A 15726-nucleotide genomic window follows, 5' to 3' on the forward strand; every position below is an offset into this window, starting at 1 on the left:
TGCGGGGCGGCGGTGTTCGTCCCCCTCCGCCTTACCCGCGGGGGGGGGGGGGGGGGGGGGGGGGGGGGGGGGCGGGGGGGGGGGGGGGGGGCGGGGGCGGGGCGGCCCCCCGCCCCCCTCCGGACTGCTCCGCGGGTGTGCCGCGGAGGAGGTGTCTCTCAGGTCACCCGCAGCGTTGACCGTTGAGGTCGAAGGCGGTTGGTGCCGGATTGGTGCCGCTCCACGTGCCGTTGAAGCCAATGCTCGTGGACGCGCCGGGGGCGAGCTTGCCGTTCCAACTCATGCTGTCCGCGGTGACGCTCGTACCGCTCTGTTTCCAGGTGGCCGACCAGCCCTGCTCGACCTTCTGACCGGTGGTGGGGAAGTCGAAGGCGAGTTTCCACCCGTTGATCGCGGTGGTGCCGGTGTTCTTGATCGTCACGGCCGCGGTGAAGCCGCCCGGCCAACTGTTCGCCGTGTAGCCGACCGTGCAGCCGCCGGTCGGGGTGGTGGGCGCGGTCCGCACGGTCAGGCCGGGTGAGGCCGCCGAGACGTTGCCCGCCGCGTCGCGTGCGGTCACCACGAAGGTGTACGGGGTGTCCGGCGTCAGCCCGGTCACGGTGTACGTGGTGCCGGTGACGCTGCCCACCTTCACCGGGCCGCTGGTGTCGACCCGGTGCACGTCATAGCCGGTGACGGCGGTGTCGTCGGTGGACGGCGTCCAGGCCAGTGCGACGCTGTCGCCGGTGATCGTGCCGGCGGTCGGCTTGCCCGGGGCAGTCGGCGCCTGGGTGTCGCCGGGCGTGGTGCCGCGCGGCAGCACCAGGTGGGTGATCGAGTTGGCCGGGAAGGTGGCCGTGAGGCCGCTGGCGGTCACCGGCAGGTCGGCCTCCCGGACGACGCCGGCGAGGTTCGCCCCGCTGTAGCGGTAGACCTCAGCGGTGCTGGCGGAGGCGCCGGTGAGGGCGACCGGGCTGGTCAGGTCGTCGCCGGTCTTGTTGACGACGACGAGGGTGAGCGCCTTGTCGGCGCTGCGCTCGGCGGCGTACACAGCCAACTTGCCCTGGTCGGCGCTCGTCGCCTGGACGGAGGTGTCGCCGAACGTGCCGCCCTTGCCGTCGTAGTTGCGGTAGACGCGGAAGGCGTTGGCCACCGGCTGGTCGGCCGTGGGTGCGGTCCAGAGGGTGGCCAGGTCGAGCCCTTCGCGACCGAAGATGCCGAGGACGTCAGCCTGGGCGAGCGCGCCGTTGAGCGACCCGAATGCGCCCCAGTTGTACTCGGTCATCGCGATCTTCGTGCCCGGGTAGTGCTGGTTGACCAGATCGCGCAGGCGCGGGATGTACCGGACCGGACTGTTGATCCAGCTCTCGTCCACGTAGGTCGGGTCCCAGAGCTGGCGCGTCGAACGCAGCCGCAGCGCCTGGGTGTTGGCGTCGCCGGCCGCGTCGCCCAACACGCCTGACTGCTGCGGGTAGAGGTGGACGTCGAAGTAGTCGAGGATGCGTGTGCCGTGCTGCTGCTCGTACTCACGCATCCGGTCCAGGTACCACGGGCCGAGGTCCTGGCCGCCGTGCGCGGCCTTGTCCGGCGGGTTCGACCAGCAGCCGGTGCGCGAGCAGGTGTCCTGGTCGAGACCCGAATAGAGGATCGAGTTCAGGCCCCAGCCGACCGGACCGAGCGTCTTCGCGCCGGGGTCGGCAGCCTTGATCGCGGCGGCGTACTCGTAGGTGCGGTCGCGTAGCTCGTCGTAGCCCAGCCCGGTCGGGCGGACGTCGCGGTGGGTGGAGTGCCACAGGTCCGGCTCGTTGTCCAGGTTGTAGAACTGGACCCCGCCGTCGGCGGCGGCGCCGAACTGCCCCTTGAGGTGGTTGACGAAGTCGGTGGCGTACTCCGCACCGACCGCGACGCTGGTGTCCTCCGGGTCGGTGCCGGTGACAGGTGACCCGTCCGGCTTGATGCCGTTGCCACAGTCCGGCGCCCAGGTGTCGGTGGACTGCTGCGGGCCGTACTTGGCGACGCTGAAGCCACACGATCGCGACCGGTCCTTGGCGATCCAGCCGAGCATCGGCATCGTCATGACCGTGGCCGCGCCGGTGGCCTTGTTCTGCTGCACGAACCGGTCGGTCTCCGAGCCCTTCGGGAGGTCGGCCGGACTCGGGTTCTCGTTGGGGATGTTCTCGAAATACCAGTCCGCAGCGCGGTTTGTGGTGTCGGTACGGAAGTTGTAGCGGGTGGTGGCGTTGCCGCCGTAGCGGTGCACCGGCAGCCGCAGGTCGCGGGCGAGGGCCTCGTCGGCGAAGTTCATGCCGTAGACGTACGGGCTGATCTGGTGCCGGGCGGTGGTGGTGTCGACGGCCAGTGCCGGGCCGGCCGCGGCCAGGGCGGGCTGCGGCAGGGCCAGACCGCCAAGGGCCGCGGCAAGCACGACCGGGAGTAACGCGGTGGTGGGACGCACGAGCATTCCTTTCCTTTCGAATAGGAGCTCGACGATGGGAGCGCTTCCACAGCGTTGCGCCTTCCCGGCCGCGAGTCAACGCCGGACGACTCATTGTGGATCGATTCGACTCGATCGCGAGTTGCTCCGCCGAGTCGCGCCGCCGCTCGTGGTTACCCCAGCCGGGGATAGATGCGAGCCACCAGCGATGGATCACGCCGGCCGCGCTCGAAGCTCTCCCACGCCATCGGGTCCTTGCCGCGGTCGGGTTGGTTTCGGGAGTTGCCGGTAGCGGCGCGAACCAGGCCACCCAACGACCGGTCACGCGCAAGTTCCGCATCCTCGTGCGACAGGCCGAACTCGGTGACGAGCTGCTGGTCCAGCTCATCGCCCGAGGTGCCGAGCAGTGTCTCCCGCAGCACAAGGTCCACAAGCTCCGCCACCGTCCGGCCCGGTGGCAACGGGATCGTCAGGTCGTCGGTCCACTCCGGCATGCCTCACCTCTCGGCCCTGTTCATCGATGCGTGGCGTTGCAGCCTACAAGTTGTCAGGCTGCGGGGCGGTAATCGCGCAGAGTGCCTCGCGACGGGCTCGCCCGGCTGCTCGCCGGGACCCCGGGGTGCGGCAGCTTCGCGACCGAGGCGATTGCCGCGGCGTCACTTGACCGCTGCGATCTGCGGTCTGAATCATGGCCCGATGATGGCGAGCGCGTGGCTCAAGCAAGATCATGAGCTGGTCCCGGGTGCCGAGATCTTCCGTAGCGACCGTCGGTTCGCGATGGAGGCCTACTCGGCAAGCCACGGCCAGTTGCTGCTGCGGAGCAATCCAGTCGACGACGAGCACGAGACGACGATCGACCTGCTGTTCAAGCCGCTGGCGGCCATCAAGATCCGTGATCGCTTCGCGGGGCTCGTCATCAGGTGCGCTGCCGTTGAGGAAGCGCACCTGATCCTGATGTCAATCCCCGACGTCCGTGCGGACCACGGGTACCGGGTCTTCGTATTGGAGAGCGAAGGCCGATCGGACTACGTCGTCAGCATGGCTGTCGGTTGGGAGGAGGGCATTCTGTCCCGCGTTCAGGGCAGCTTTTTCAACAGCGCGGACGCGTACCTGCGCCGATGGCCCACAGACCCGCTGGACGGCCTGAACGCGGGGTTCAACGCCGCCTCCGTCCAGGATCTGGTCGACGCGTTGAACCCCGAGCACGATCCGCAGACGCGCCGTGACCGGTTCCGCTACGTCTTCGTCCTGATGGCGGATGTGGGCCAGGACGAGAGGCCGAAGATTTCCGGCGCCGGAGTGTTCCTGACCGAGGCGGACGCCGAGGAGGCCCAAGCCCTGCTGGCGCCGAAGGTCGCGTCCTGTTGGATCGAGATGCTCCCGGTCGCGATGTAGGAAGGCCGGCCTGCCGCCGCTGCCGGGCTCGCCGCCTGCGGGGTGCGTCGCCAGGTCCACGGAGGTTCAGCAGCAGAAGCCCGCTACCAGAGTTGCCGGTAGCGGGCTTCTGCTGCTGAACGGTTTACCTCGGGTGCGGTGCTACGGTGCGCGGCGCGAGCGCCGTGACCGGGCAGTGGCGCCCGCGGATGCGATCGACGCTCAGCGGTTCGTCACCCCGCTGCCAGGGGCTGGCTGGACCTGCTCGAACCGCACCCGGCTCAGCCAACCCGGGAGGTCACTGAGCACGTACAGCTCGCCGTTCACGTCGGCGGCGAACGCCGTCGGCTGGGTGGGGAAGGTGCCGATCTCGGCGGATTCGTAGCCACCCGTGGACTTGGGACGCACGGCGAATGCGCGGGTCGAGCAGTAGTCGCTCGCGATGTAGGTCCCCCGCGCCTCCGGGGTGACGGACCCCCGGTAGACCAGGCCGCCGATGATCGAGCAGTTCTCCGTCATGTAGTGGTCGTACTCGACGACCGGGTCGGTGAGCCGCACGCCCGGCCGGCACTGCGTCTCGTCGAAGACCGGCGTGCCCTCCCGGCAGGACCAGCCGAGGTTCGCGCCACGCTGCCACGGGCGGATGTGGTTGATCTCCTCGATCAGACCCTGGCCGACGTCACCGATCCAGAGCGAGTTGTCGACCGGGTCGATGGAGAACTTCCACGGGTTGCGCAGCCCGTAGACCCAGATCTCCGGCCGCGCGCCCGGCGTGCGGACGAACGGGTTGTCGGAGGGTACGCAGTAGCGCTTGCCCCCGCAGGAGCGGTTGACGTCGATCCGCAGGATCTTGCCGAGCAGGGTGCCGAGGTTCTGACCGGACTTGAACGGGTCGTTCGCGTTGCCGCCGTCGCCGAGGGACCAGTAGAGGTAGCCGTCGCGGCCGAAGGCCACCTGCCCGCCGTTGTGGTTGCCGAACTCGGCGTGCTCCTGGGTGAGCAGCACCTGAAGCCGGTCGGGAGCACCGATGGGCACTCGCGCCAGGGTCAGCGCGCCGGCCGGCAGGCTCGTGTAGGCCACGTAGAGCATGCCGGTCCGCGCGAAGTTCGGCGCGGGCGTGATGCCGAGAAGGCCGCGTTCGTTGTCCGACGTGTCGATCCGGGCGGTCAGGTCGAGCACCGGCTCTGCTGCCAGGCCGGTGTCCGGGTGGTACGCGCGGACGGTGCCGTTCTTCTCCGCGATCAGCATCCGGCCGTCCGCCAGCCCGGTGAGCGCGATCGGACGCTGCAGCCCGAACGCCACCCGTTCGGATACCACGGTCAGCTCGCTGAGTGGCGCCGCACGGGTGTGGGGTGTGCCGGCTGCCGCGGTGCTGGCCGCCGACGCCGGTGGGGACAGAAGCGCGGACAGGGTCAGGATGAGCAGCCCTGCCAGCATGGTGGCCGGGCGATAACGCCGTCGCTGCATGTTCAGCTCCTTGAGCAGGTGGCGGAGGGTGTGGTCGGGGATCGTTCCGGCTCCTGGCGTGACCGACAGAGCTACCCGGCCCAGGGCGTCAACGCGCCCTGGGCCGGAGTGGTGACGTGCCGGTCGGACCTGCTGGTCAGCTGATGGTGATGTCGCTGCACCACATGTAGGTCTGGTCCAGGTGTGACGCCCTCCAGAGCACGAACAGGATCTGGTTCCCGCTGCGTGCGGGGAGCGAGACGTTGAACGAGATGTTCTGCGCCGGCGCGAACCGCCCCGTCGTCGTGATCAGGTCGAGGTTGCCCCACCCGAGCCGCTGGGTGGCCGGGTTGAACCCCTGCTTGGTGACGTAGACCTGGAAGTAGTCAGCACCGTGGCTGGCCTGGTCGTACATCTGGACCGTGAGGTTGCGGCTGACGGGGGTCGTCTTCCACGCCCCGGGCTGGTTCAGCGCGTTGTTCCTGGAGAGGGCGTTGCTGCACAGTTGCCCATCCGGGGTCTTGGCCTGGTACTGGCCGCCGAGTCCGTCCCGCAGTTGGCTCATCCAGTTCCACATGGTGTCGGGGTTGGCCTGGAACGCCTGCCAGCACATCGGGTCCTGCTGCTGCATGGCCGGGTTCATGTGCTGGCTGCCCCAGGCTTTCCAGCACTGGTACGCGCGAGTCGCCGGATTGATGACCGTGCCGTGCGCCTGAGCCGCGCCGGTGAACGGCAGCGTGCCGACCACCATGGCGAACATCAGGACGAGTGCCTGAAGGGACCGACGGACGGTTGACCGGGGTCGTCCCCCGGATTGAGCGGGCTTGTGTAAACGCACTGTTCATCCTCCGTTCATCGGGACGAGATGTCAGTATGGGAACGCTCCCAAGGCCACTGTTGCATCTATTAACTCAAATATCAATGCTGATCTATCTATAGGTGGATGTGGAGCGAGCTGTCCCGGATCGCCGGATCGATGACGGGTCCCCGTGCCCTGCCCGGCTCTCGCCTCGTCGCCGGTTCTGGTGCGCCGGCAGGCCGGATCGGATGCCCAGGGGCAGGTCAGGCGTCGAGCGCGTCGGCCGTCGTGGACGCGTACCGGGGAATTCCTGTGGCTGGCGAAATTGCCTGCCCGACACGGTGTTCGACCACCTGGCGGTCGGGCATGCGAGCGTCTGTCGCAGTGACACGCTGCCGGCCTGGTGCTGCTCCCGTGCTGGCCGTTCTCAGCACGGTTGCCCCCGCGCTGCGGCGATATGAGCCATTCCAGCACATCTGGGTCCGCCGTCGCAACATCGACGCGCGTCAGTGTCAGCTCGGCCCGGCCCGGCGACGACCATCCGCGGGTGGCCCACCTGCCGAGAAGCGGCCGAGAAGCGGGCGGGAGGCGGATTCGCGTTGCGCACCGCGAGGTCGGTGGAGGAAGATCAGGTTCATGACGTACGGGAAGGGCGCCGCGCGCCTCGCACGGTGATGGGCACGCCGCTGGGCGACCGGGGATGGCTGGAAGCGGCCGTCGTCTCGGGCGAGGTTCTCGTTCCCGGCAACGAGGTGCGGTCCCACATCTGGTCTCTGGTGGACGCCGACCGGGACGGGCCGGTGATCCATCACCTCCTGACCTTCACGACCGACCGCCGTCTGTCGGCACGGCGGACCATCTTCGCGCTGCTCTATCAGTTGAGCCTCCGGAACTCCCACTGGCCTCGGGTGGCAGACGCGGCCGAGCCGGCTCTGGACGACGTGGATCCGCAGGTGCGGCGGAGCGCGGCGGCGTTACTGGTGGCCACCGCCCAACCTGATCGGACCCTGTCAGCGTTGGACGCCTCGACCGATCCGGTCGCCCGGATCGCCCTCGTGGACGCCATTTCCTGGGACAGGGGCGCGCAGCACCACGCCATCCTGGAACGTCTGCGGAGGGATCTCGTCCCGGCCGTCCGGCTACTGGCGAATATCGCGGTGTTCACCCGGGAGGACCCGGCGGCCTGGCCGACGCTCGACGACGCGATCCACGCCGATCTCGAACCGTCCGGGGGAGTGCTGAACTGGCCAGGATCCCGTCTCGAGCTGACCGGCGGCGAGCACTGGGCGCGGGTGCTGACCGGCCTCGATCGAGAGCAGGACTGCTACGCCTGGGTGGAACGGCTGACGAACCGGTCCGAGAGCCCACAGGTCAGGCTCGAAGGCGTACGGATGGCGCTCGCGGCGATGCGTCAGTGGCGCGCGGCGCCCGGACGGCTGACGCCGATACTGACCGGCCTCCTGGAGGACGAGATTTCCGAGGTGCGGTCGACGGCGCTGCACACGGTGGCAGCCTCGTTGACCGCGTCCCGTCTCGCCGCCGACGAGCTCACGGCGTTGCTGGACGATCCCGAACTCGGCGCGGTGGCCGCCACCGCGCTGGGCAGCGTCGGCGACCACCGGGCGGTGCCGCACCTGGTACGGCTGATGCTCTCCGACAGCGACGAGCCACGCCTGGCCGAGGCGTTCACGGCGGTTGCCCGAGCGGGCGCTGCTCCACAGGTGCCGGTGGCCGCCGCCCGGCAGATCTTGGCCGCGCTGCCGGATACGTGCGCGCCGGACCTGCCGATGCGGGTCCTGGCCGCGTTCGGCCCGGCTGCTGCTGCCGCGGTGCCGGAACTCATCGCCAGACTCGAGGGGGCCGAGAACGACACCCCGAGCTGTGCGATCCACGTCCTGGGAAGGATCGGGCCTGCCGCCGCGGCCGCGGCAACGCCGCTGCGGCGGTATCCGACGCAGGGCGCGACACTTGCCCTCCTCCACGTCACCTCGGACCGGGGGGTGGCCGACACGTATCTCGCCGGCCGGCCGGAACAACCTGTTCGCCGGGACGGGATCGCATCCGCGCTGCTGACCTGGCTGGTCGAGCACGGTGGGCTCACTGCCCGCCAGCACAGGCAGTTGTGGGCACTGTTCCGGGCTCCCGGATTCGGGCAGTTGAGGTCCGCCGGCGCGCTGTGGCTCCACGAGGGCCCAGCGGTAGCCGCCGAACTGCTGGGGGTGCTACCGGATTACCTGTACGACGACCTGTGCGGGCGAGAGGCGCTGCGGGTCCTCGCCGCGATGGGGTCGCACGCGCGGCCGGTACTCGACCGGCTGGATCGATTCGTGGCCTCCCGGCACCGAGCCGGGATGAACATCGGCGACTTCGACGCCGAGATGCGCGCGGACGAAATGCTGCACGCCGCCGCCATCGCCACCCGCCAGAAGATCGCCGAATAGGTTGCCCTCGTACGTCCGTCTCTGCGTGCTGCCCCGATCCGTTTCAGGACACTGGCGTTCAGTCCCAGAAGTTGAACATCAGCTCACCGACCGTGGTCGGCTTCCAGTAGCCGATCTGGTCGTGCTCGGCGCGGTCGAGGGCGCTCAGGTCGACCTGTGCCAGGGGGGTCTGAAGCTGGTCGACGGTGAGAGCCTGGGCGTCGGTCAGGTCGGTGAGGGCGGCGGCGAGGCCGGGGTGGTCGACGAACGTCAGCATGACGTCGCCCTTGGTCCGGGGGCGGGCGAAGGCGATGAACGGCACGATCGTGTGTCGTAGCATCGCGATGCGGTGCCGGTCGTCGGCGACATCGACGGTGTGGAAGTTCGGCGTGACGCCGGCAGGAGTCACGCCGGTGACGGTGGCGTCAACGGCGCGGGCGGCGTGGCGACAGACGGCGGTGAAGACCCTGAGGTCCGCTTCGGCGCCGGGTGGCGGGTTGACGCCTGTGACTCCGGGCGGCAGCTTCATGGTCGGGCTCTTTCGTCGTGGTCGGTCCGGCGATGCCGTCTACTTCGTCGTCTGCATCGGTTGACCGGTCAAGACGCTGTAGCCGACAGTAGCCAAGATCATGACGCCGCCCGCCGCGATGGCTATGCCGACCAGCCGGTCCAGCAGGATGAAGCGCGCCAGACGCTCCTCGTGCGGGGCGTCTGGTAGCCAGCGCCACGGCGGAACTCGCCGTAGCACGCCCGCGGCGGACATCGACCGCCGGATGTGCCACTCCGTCACACCGCGGAAGTTGGTGGCCAGGGCGACACCCAGAAGGCTCACCGCCGGGCCTGTGACGACAGCCGCCACGACACGCCATGTCTCCATCTGACCCCTCCGGTGTGGTCACCGGATCCTAGTTGACCATCCCAGCAGTTGGGTGACGGTAGGCGCGGACGCCAACGGACCGGCCTGGACCCTGATGGACCAAGCAGATCGAATGGATTCGATATAGCATCGCGGCGGGGCAGTGTTACTCCGCAGGGCGTACGGCGCGGAGTGATCGCCATCCACCGGGCGGACCGGGCCGCCGGCGGTGGCCACCGATTCGGGCGCGGCTGGGTTGACGCCGGCTCGGCGTCACCTGCGGCGTGCTGGTCCAGCGCAATGGACCAGACAGAACACCGAGGAGAAAGCACAGATGAACGACGTACCCGCGCAACCGAAACGCCGAACCAGGCGTGCCGCCAGACTGCTCCTGGGTGGGGCCTGCGCCCTGGCGATCACCGTGTCCTCGATGGCCCTGGCGACCTTCGCCAGCGCCGATCTCAGCGGACCGCCCGGGACCACCCTGAAGGCCGCCGCCGAGCGCAGCGGCCGGTACTTCGGCGCCGCCATGGGGTCGGACCGTCTCACCGACTCGGGCTTCCTGACCATCGCGAACCGCGAGTTCGACATGATGACGGCCGTCAACGAGATGAAGCCCGACGCGACCGAGCCCAACCCGGGCCAGTTCGACTTCCGTCGCGGTGACGCGATCTACAACTGGGCCACCGAGCGCGGCATGCGCTTCCGTGGTCACACCCTGGCCTGGCACGGCCAGCAGCCCAGGTTCTGGGGAGGTCTCAGCGGCAGCGCCCTGCGGGCAGCGATGATCAGCCACATCAACGGCGTCATGGCCCACTACAAGGGCAAATTCGCCTACTGGGACGTGGTGAACGAGGCCTACGCCGAGAACGGCAGCCGGCGGTCGTCGAACCTGCAGGCCACCGGGAACGACTGGATCGAGGTGGCGTTCCGGACCGCGCGGGCCGCCGACCCGAGCGTGAAGCTGTGCTACAACGACTACAACATCGAGAACTGGACGTACGCCAAGACGCAGGGCGTCTACAACATGATCAGGGACTTCAAGGCCCGCGGCGTCCCGGTCGACTGCGTTGGCCTCCAGACCCACTTCACCGGTGGCAGTTCGCTGCCGGGCAACTTCCAGCAGACGCTGTCCAGCTTCGCCGCCCTCGACGTTGACGTGGCGTTGACCGAGGCCGACGTCACGAACGCCTCGACCAGCCAGTACCAGGGCCTGACGCAGGCCTGCATGAACGTCCCGCGCTGCGTGGGCATCACGACGTGGGGCATTCGGGACAGCGATTCCTGGCGGGGCAACGAGAGCCCGCTGCTCTTCGACCGCAACAGCAACCCCAAGGCGGCGTACACCGCAGTCCTGAACGCTCTCAACGCCGCCTCCACCACCGTGCCGGGAACGACCCCGACGAGCGCTCCGCCGACGAGCGCTCCGCCGACGTCTGCTCCGCCGACGAGCGCTCCGCCGACCTCTGCTCCGCCGACCTCTGCTCCGCCGACGTCTGCTCCGCCGACCACCGCTCCGCCGGGTGCCTGTAGCGCGACGTACCGGATGGTCAACAACTGGAGCGGTGGCTTCCAGGGCGAGGTCACCGTGGCCAACAACGGTTCGACCACCCTCAGCGGCTGGACCGTACGGCTGACGCTGGCCGGTGGGCAGACCATCGCCAACGTCTGGAACGGCATCAACACCGGCACCAGCGGCACGGTCAGCGTCCGCAACGCCGAATACAACAGGTCTCTCGGCGCGAACGCCTCGACCACCTTCGGCTTCCTGGTCAACGGCAGCAGCACGGCGCCCGGCGGCCTGTCCTGCACCAGCCCCTGACCCGCGACACGTACCGGCCCTCCGCGTCAGGAGGCTGACGGGCCCGGAGCCACCGGCTCCGGGCCCGGGTGCCGTCGTGGTCGGCGACGGCCCGGGTCAGTTCCCCGAGGCGAGAGGCGCCACCCCACCGCAGGCGGCGATCGCCTGCGCGGCCGCGGTCTGGACCTGCGGGGACGGATCGGACAACGCCGCGGTGGCCGTGGCCAGCAACGTCGGCACGATCTGCCGACAACCGAGTACGGCCCGGACGTAGAGGGCGCCCTGCAGCCGCCCGTCCTCCCAGATCCCCTCCTCGTCGCCATCGGCGAGGGCCTGGGCCAGCGCGGCGTCCACGTCGAAGTCTGGCTCGGGCAGGTCTCTGTCCGCGCTGCTGCCCGCCTCGGCCACCGCGGCCAGGAAGGTGAGCAATTCGGCACGCATGCCAGGATCGGCCACCCGCTGGTCGGCGAGGAGCGCGGCCACAGAGAGGGCGGCCGGCGGGGTCGCCGTCCACGGTGTCCCCTGGTGGATGATCGCCGACCGCAGGTGTTTGAGCGCCCTCGCGCGGGCCGCCGGGTCGTCGCCGACGAGCGCCGCCAGATGGCCGGGGGTGTCCACGGCGAGGCCGTAGGCGTGTAGCAGAGTGCCGTACTCGGTCACGGGTGAAAAATACCCGGTCCGCGCCGAGGTTCCCATCGTGCACGGCCGCCATGGCGATCATCGACATCTGCCACTACGATCCGATATCGACGAATCACCGAGCGTTGATGTGCGCCGTCCGTCAACCCCGGACGCTGGCAATCCGGTGCCGCGACGAATGTGGCGCCGGCCTGAGGATCACGCCGTCTCGACGAAGGAATCCGGATGACGGAGAGCGCGCAGACCACCGACAGCCGAATCGTTCCGCCCGCGCGGCCGTACCCGTTCAGTGTGCCCGACCGCCTCGTCGTCGACCCGACCTACGGCGAGCTGCGCGACAACGAGCCGATGACCCGGGTGAAGCTCCCCTACGGCGAGGAGGCGTGGCTCGCCACCCGCTACGAGGACGTCCGCACCGTCCTCGGCGACGTGCGGTTCGGCCGGGCCCCGGCCGTCCAGCGCGACGAGCCCAGGCTCACCCCACGCCAGCAGTACAGCGGCATGCTGACCATGGACCCGCCCGATCACACCCGGCTGCGCCGGCTGGTGGCGAAGGCCTTCACGGCACGTCGGGTCGAGGCGCTGCGACCCCGAACCCAGGAGATCGCCGACACTCTTGTCGACACCATGGTCCGGCTCGGTCCTCCGGCCGACCTGGTGGAGCACGTCGCCACGCCGCTGCCGATCCAGGTGATCTGCGAGCTGCTCGGGATCCCGTACGCCGACCGCGACCGCTTCCACACCTGGTCCGAGGCGATCGTCTCGACCACCAGCCTGCCCATGGAAACGATCCAGGAGTACCTGAACAGCCTCTGGGGCTACATCGGAGATCTGGTCGCCGAGCGCCGCCGCGAGCCGGGGATCGACGACCTGCTCGGCGCGTTGGTGCGGGCCCGCGACGAGAATGAGGATCGGCTCAGCGAGACCGAGCTGGTGGAGTTGGCCGGCGGGCTGCTCGCGGCCGGCCACGAGACCACGGTGACCCAGATTCCCAACTTCGTCTACGTCCTGCTGCACAATCCGGACCAGCTCGCTCGGCTGCGGGCCGACCCGTCGCTGGTGCCCGCCGCGGTCGAGGAACTGCTGCGGTACGTGCCGCTCGGCGTCGGCTCCTCCTTCGCCCGCTACGCCAAGGAGGACGTCGAGGTCGGCGGGGTGCTGGTCCGGGCGGGTGAGCCGGTTCTCGGCTCACTGTCCTCGGCGAATCGCGACGGTACCGTCTTCGCCGACCCGGACCGGCTGGATTTCGACCGCGAGCAGCACCCGCACCTGGGCTTCGGGCACGGCGTGCACCACTGCGTCGGCGCGCAGTTGGCCCGCATGGAGTTGCAGGTCGCCGTCGCCACCATCGTGACCCGCCTGCCCGGATTGCGGCTCGCCGTCGGGGAAGCCGAGTTGGAGTGGAAGCGGGGCATGTTGGTGCGGGGCCTGCTCGGCATGCCGGTGGCCTGGTGAGCACCGCGTGGCGGATCGGGGTGGACTCGCACCGCTGCATCGGCACGAGCATCTGCGCCGGCACCGCGCCCGAGCACTTCCGCATGGTCGGCGGCCGGTCCGCGCCGCTGGCCGACGTCGTCGTCCCGGCCGAGGTCGTCCTCGACGCCGCCGAGTCCTGCCCGGTGGAGGCGATCACGGTCCGCGACGACACCGACGACCGGCTGATCGCCCCGGAGGAGTGACCCGAGATCGAGCCCGCCCGTCTGCGGTGGGAAGCGGAGCGTCGCGACGGTGGCGTGACGCGGCAGGCCGACCGCTCGATCGTCGACGGGGTACGGGCGTCGGAGGCTGCGAGCAGCGGTGTCACTCGGCGGGCGGGCTGAGGAAAGCGTGCGGCGCTCCGGGCTTCTCGGTGAGGCTGTACGGGGGCTCCCGTAGGCCGTCGCGCAGGCCCTTCAACTCGTCGATCAGCCGCGTCATCGCGGCGGCCTCGTCTCGATCCGCCTTGATCGGCGCGTAGCCGGACACGATGTTCTTGTGGTTGCCGCCGGGAAGGATGACTGGGAACACGCGGCTGTGATCAAAGTAGTACCGATGCGCATTGATCTCTCTGACGACCCAGTTCTCGGTCTCGGGCTTCACCATGACGTGAGGTGACACAAGCGCCACGAGTGCCCGCGACTGGCGGATCGCCTCCGCTATCCGGTGCGGGAATTCCTCGCCGGTTCTCGGGACGTCGCGGAACACGTGCAGTCCTGCGTCCTTCAACGCGCTCTGCCACCGATCAGCGGCTTCCGCGTCGCCCCCGTTGTACGAGATGAACGCGTCGTACTCGAAACAACTGGCGGCGGTCAGGCGAAGATCTCGGTAGAAGGCGTCGCGCTGTTGGGCGTCCAAGCCAAGGAGCCCGCTCTCACGGAGGTGAAGAACCGTCACCGGCTCTTCCTCGATGTGGAATTCGCGCTTCGGCAGGACAATGGTGCCGGGTAGGTTGACCCACAGGAGCGGGTAGCCCTCACTTTCCGGTAGCGGCCGTCTGTCGAGATCGGAAGGTTCCGACCGTGTTGCCTCTCGCAGTTGTCCGCCGACGAGCAGGTACGCGCCATGACCTGTGCTCGGATCGCCCTCCACGTTGCGCCCCTGGTTGTCTTCCTTGCGGTAAGCATCCCGCACCAGGTCGTACGCGAAATGCGTTGACCTCGTACGCTCTATCTGGATCAGGTCGCAGTGCTGCTCGATCTTTGCGCGGATGTGTTCCCAGGAGTGCCCGGCGCGAGCGAGGGGGCGGGAGTTGTCGTTTCCTCCGAGGAACTGGACTCGCGGCCCGACGTGCTCTAGCGCTCGCGCCCGCATGAACGCGCGTACGTTTGTCCACACGTCCGCGGGCAGCCGAGCCTTCAGCTCCTTGATGTCGAAGGTAAGCAGGGTCGTGTCGGTCAGTGCGACCAGATCGGCCGTCCTGCGCCGCGACATGGCGAACGCCAGTTCACCGACGATCTCACCCTCCTCGTGGATGAAATCCGGTTGCGCCAGGCTCGCGGCGTCGTCCTCTCTGCCGGGCAGGTAGACCCCCACCTGGCCACGCAGGATGACGAACATCGTCTCGCCGCCATCGCCAGTGCGGCAGACATATTCGTTGTAGGCCCTCTCGACAAGTTGACCGGCCAAGATGACGTCGCGGAGATCCGTCTGTGTGAGGTGTTCGAAGAACGGGTTCGGCTGTCCCCGTACCTCCGCCCGGAGATAGCCCAGATGGCGGCGCTGCAGCTTCCGAATCGCCGCTTCCGCCTCCCCGTCGCTGCTGTCAATCTGCAGGATGCGCTTCGCCCAGTAGATGGTCTCCCATCCCGCACCCGCTCTCTCCGCGGATCCCAGCCGTCGGCGGTCCTCCTCCGTCGGGTCATCCCAGGCCGAGCGGTCCTCGCCAACGGACATGAGTTCGAGGTGTTGTTCCTGGCCACTCTTGTCACGGAGCCTCCGCTCGCAATCGAAGACAACACGCGTGGCAAGGTCTGCGTCCTCGATCGCCCGGCGGAACGCGCGGGATACCAACACGCCAGCGGCCGGCCCGCGGCTCAGGAGCCATCCCGCTGTGTTGATGCCGGCGCCTACCGGTTGCCGGCGGCCGTCCGCGCCGGCCAGAAATCGCACCGGGCCGGCATGCGCGGTTACCCGTAAGGGAACTTTCTCGTTTACCGACCACCTGCGCAGCGCCACAACGAGATCAAGCGCGGCCTTCTGCCATCCGGCGCCACAGAAGATGACGTGACCACCGTCCCCACCGGATGCCCATACGGCCTTGTCCGCGCCTACGGTCTCCATCGCCGCGGCGACTATGTGGTTGACGGCGGCGATGCGGCTCTCCTGAACCTGAATGTCAACGGTTGCGGAGTGGCCGACGATGTCGCACGAGACGATAGGGACCGCGGAGTCGTCGGGTGTCGTCTGCGTGGCCACGCCGCCTCCAAGGTTCAATAGGACAGTGGGGTACGGACCAACCTGTCCGATCGGCCGCTTCGAGTCAAACCGATCCCGAACAGC

Annotated in this window: 13 protein-coding genes; 5 read left to right on the forward strand and 8 right to left on the reverse strand. The window is 69.0% G+C overall.

The annotated features are described in order from the left end of the window. Nucleotides 1-163: 163 nt before the first annotated feature. Nucleotides 164-2434: a glycoside hydrolase family 44 protein gene (locus ACGFH8_RS14125; RefSeq protein WP_393367153.1), complete on the reverse strand. Its 2271-nt coding sequence runs from the start codon at nt 2432-2434 to the stop codon at nt 164-166. A gap of 152 nt (nt 2435-2586) precedes the next feature. Continuing rightward, on the reverse strand, nt 2587-2907 hold the full coding sequence (locus ACGFH8_RS14130; RefSeq protein WP_393367155.1) for a hypothetical protein: 321 nt from the start codon (nt 2905-2907) through the stop codon (nt 2587-2589). Nucleotides 2908-3109: 202 nt separating this feature from the next. Between ACGFH8_RS14130 and ACGFH8_RS14135 the strand changes: the two genes are divergently transcribed. Continuing rightward, a complete protein-coding gene (locus ACGFH8_RS14135) occupies nt 3110-3808 on the forward strand; it encodes a hypothetical protein (protein ID WP_393367157.1) in 699 nt (232 codons plus the stop codon). A 201-nt stretch (nt 3809-4009) separates the two neighbouring features. Here ACGFH8_RS14135 and ACGFH8_RS14140 read toward each other — a convergent pair whose 3' ends face one another. Next, nucleotides 4010-5254, reverse strand: a complete 1245-nt coding sequence (locus ACGFH8_RS14140; RefSeq protein ID WP_393367159.1) for a PQQ-dependent sugar dehydrogenase — start codon at nt 5252-5254, stop codon at nt 4010-4012. Nucleotides 5255-5390: 136 nt separating this feature from the next. Continuing rightward, complete coding sequence (locus ACGFH8_RS14145; RefSeq protein WP_393367161.1) at nt 5391-5993, reverse strand: lytic polysaccharide monooxygenase; 603 nt, start codon at nt 5991-5993, stop codon at nt 5391-5393. 713 nt (nt 5994-6706) lie between these two features. On the opposite strand from ACGFH8_RS14145, the gene ACGFH8_RS14150 reads away from it, so the two are divergent. Next, nucleotides 6707-8473, forward strand: a complete 1767-nt coding sequence (locus ACGFH8_RS14150) for a hypothetical protein (RefSeq protein WP_393367163.1) — start codon at nt 6707-6709, stop codon at nt 8471-8473. 58 nt (nt 8474-8531) lie between these two features. Here the strand turns inward: ACGFH8_RS14150 and ACGFH8_RS14155 are convergent, their stop codons facing one another. After that, on the reverse strand, nt 8532-8981 hold the full coding sequence (locus ACGFH8_RS14155) for a hypothetical protein (RefSeq protein ID WP_393367165.1): 450 nt from the start codon (nt 8979-8981) through the stop codon (nt 8532-8534). Nucleotides 8982-9020: 39 nt separating this feature from the next. Beyond that, nucleotides 9021-9329 carry a hypothetical protein gene (locus ACGFH8_RS14160; protein WP_393367167.1) on the reverse strand — a complete coding sequence of 103 codons (309 nt, stop codon included), beginning with the start codon at nt 9327-9329 and terminating at the stop codon, nt 9021-9023. 313 nt (nt 9330-9642) lie between these two features. Between ACGFH8_RS14160 and ACGFH8_RS14165 the strand changes: the two genes are divergently transcribed. After that, nucleotides 9643-11130, forward strand: a complete 1488-nt coding sequence (locus ACGFH8_RS14165) for an endo-1,4-beta-xylanase (RefSeq protein ID WP_393367169.1) — start codon at nt 9643-9645, stop codon at nt 11128-11130. A gap of 96 nt (nt 11131-11226) precedes the next feature. Here the strand turns inward: ACGFH8_RS14165 and ACGFH8_RS14170 are convergent, their stop codons facing one another. Then, nucleotides 11227-11769 carry a hypothetical protein gene (locus tag ACGFH8_RS14170; RefSeq protein WP_393367171.1) on the reverse strand — a complete coding sequence of 181 codons (543 nt, stop codon included), beginning with the start codon at nt 11767-11769 and terminating at the stop codon, nt 11227-11229. A 204-nt stretch (nt 11770-11973) separates the two neighbouring features. Here ACGFH8_RS14170 and ACGFH8_RS14175 point away from each other — a divergent pair, with 204 nt between their 5' ends. Both ACGFH8_RS14175 and ACGFH8_RS14180 read left to right on the forward strand, forming a co-directional pair. Next, nucleotides 11974-13203, forward strand: a complete 1230-nt coding sequence (locus ACGFH8_RS14175) for a cytochrome P450 (RefSeq protein WP_393367173.1) — start codon at nt 11974-11976, stop codon at nt 13201-13203. After that, on the forward strand, nt 13200-13427 hold the full coding sequence (locus ACGFH8_RS14180; RefSeq protein ID WP_393367175.1) for a ferredoxin: 228 nt from the start codon (nt 13200-13202) through the stop codon (nt 13425-13427). Before ACGFH8_RS14175 ends, ACGFH8_RS14180 begins: the two co-directional genes overlap by 4 nt. A 121-nt stretch (nt 13428-13548) precedes the next feature. Here the strand turns inward: ACGFH8_RS14180 and ACGFH8_RS14185 are convergent, their stop codons facing one another. Beyond that, nucleotides 13549-15642: a TIR domain-containing protein gene (locus ACGFH8_RS14185; protein WP_393367177.1), complete on the reverse strand. Its 2094-nt coding sequence runs from the start codon at nt 15640-15642 to the stop codon at nt 13549-13551. Between the last annotated feature and the right edge of the window lie 84 nt (nt 15643-15726).

Origin of the sequence: Micromonospora sp. NPDC049175, from assembly GCF_043197345.1 — a bacterium.
Classification (GTDB): Bacteria; Actinomycetota; Actinomycetes; order Mycobacteriales; family Micromonosporaceae; genus Micromonospora.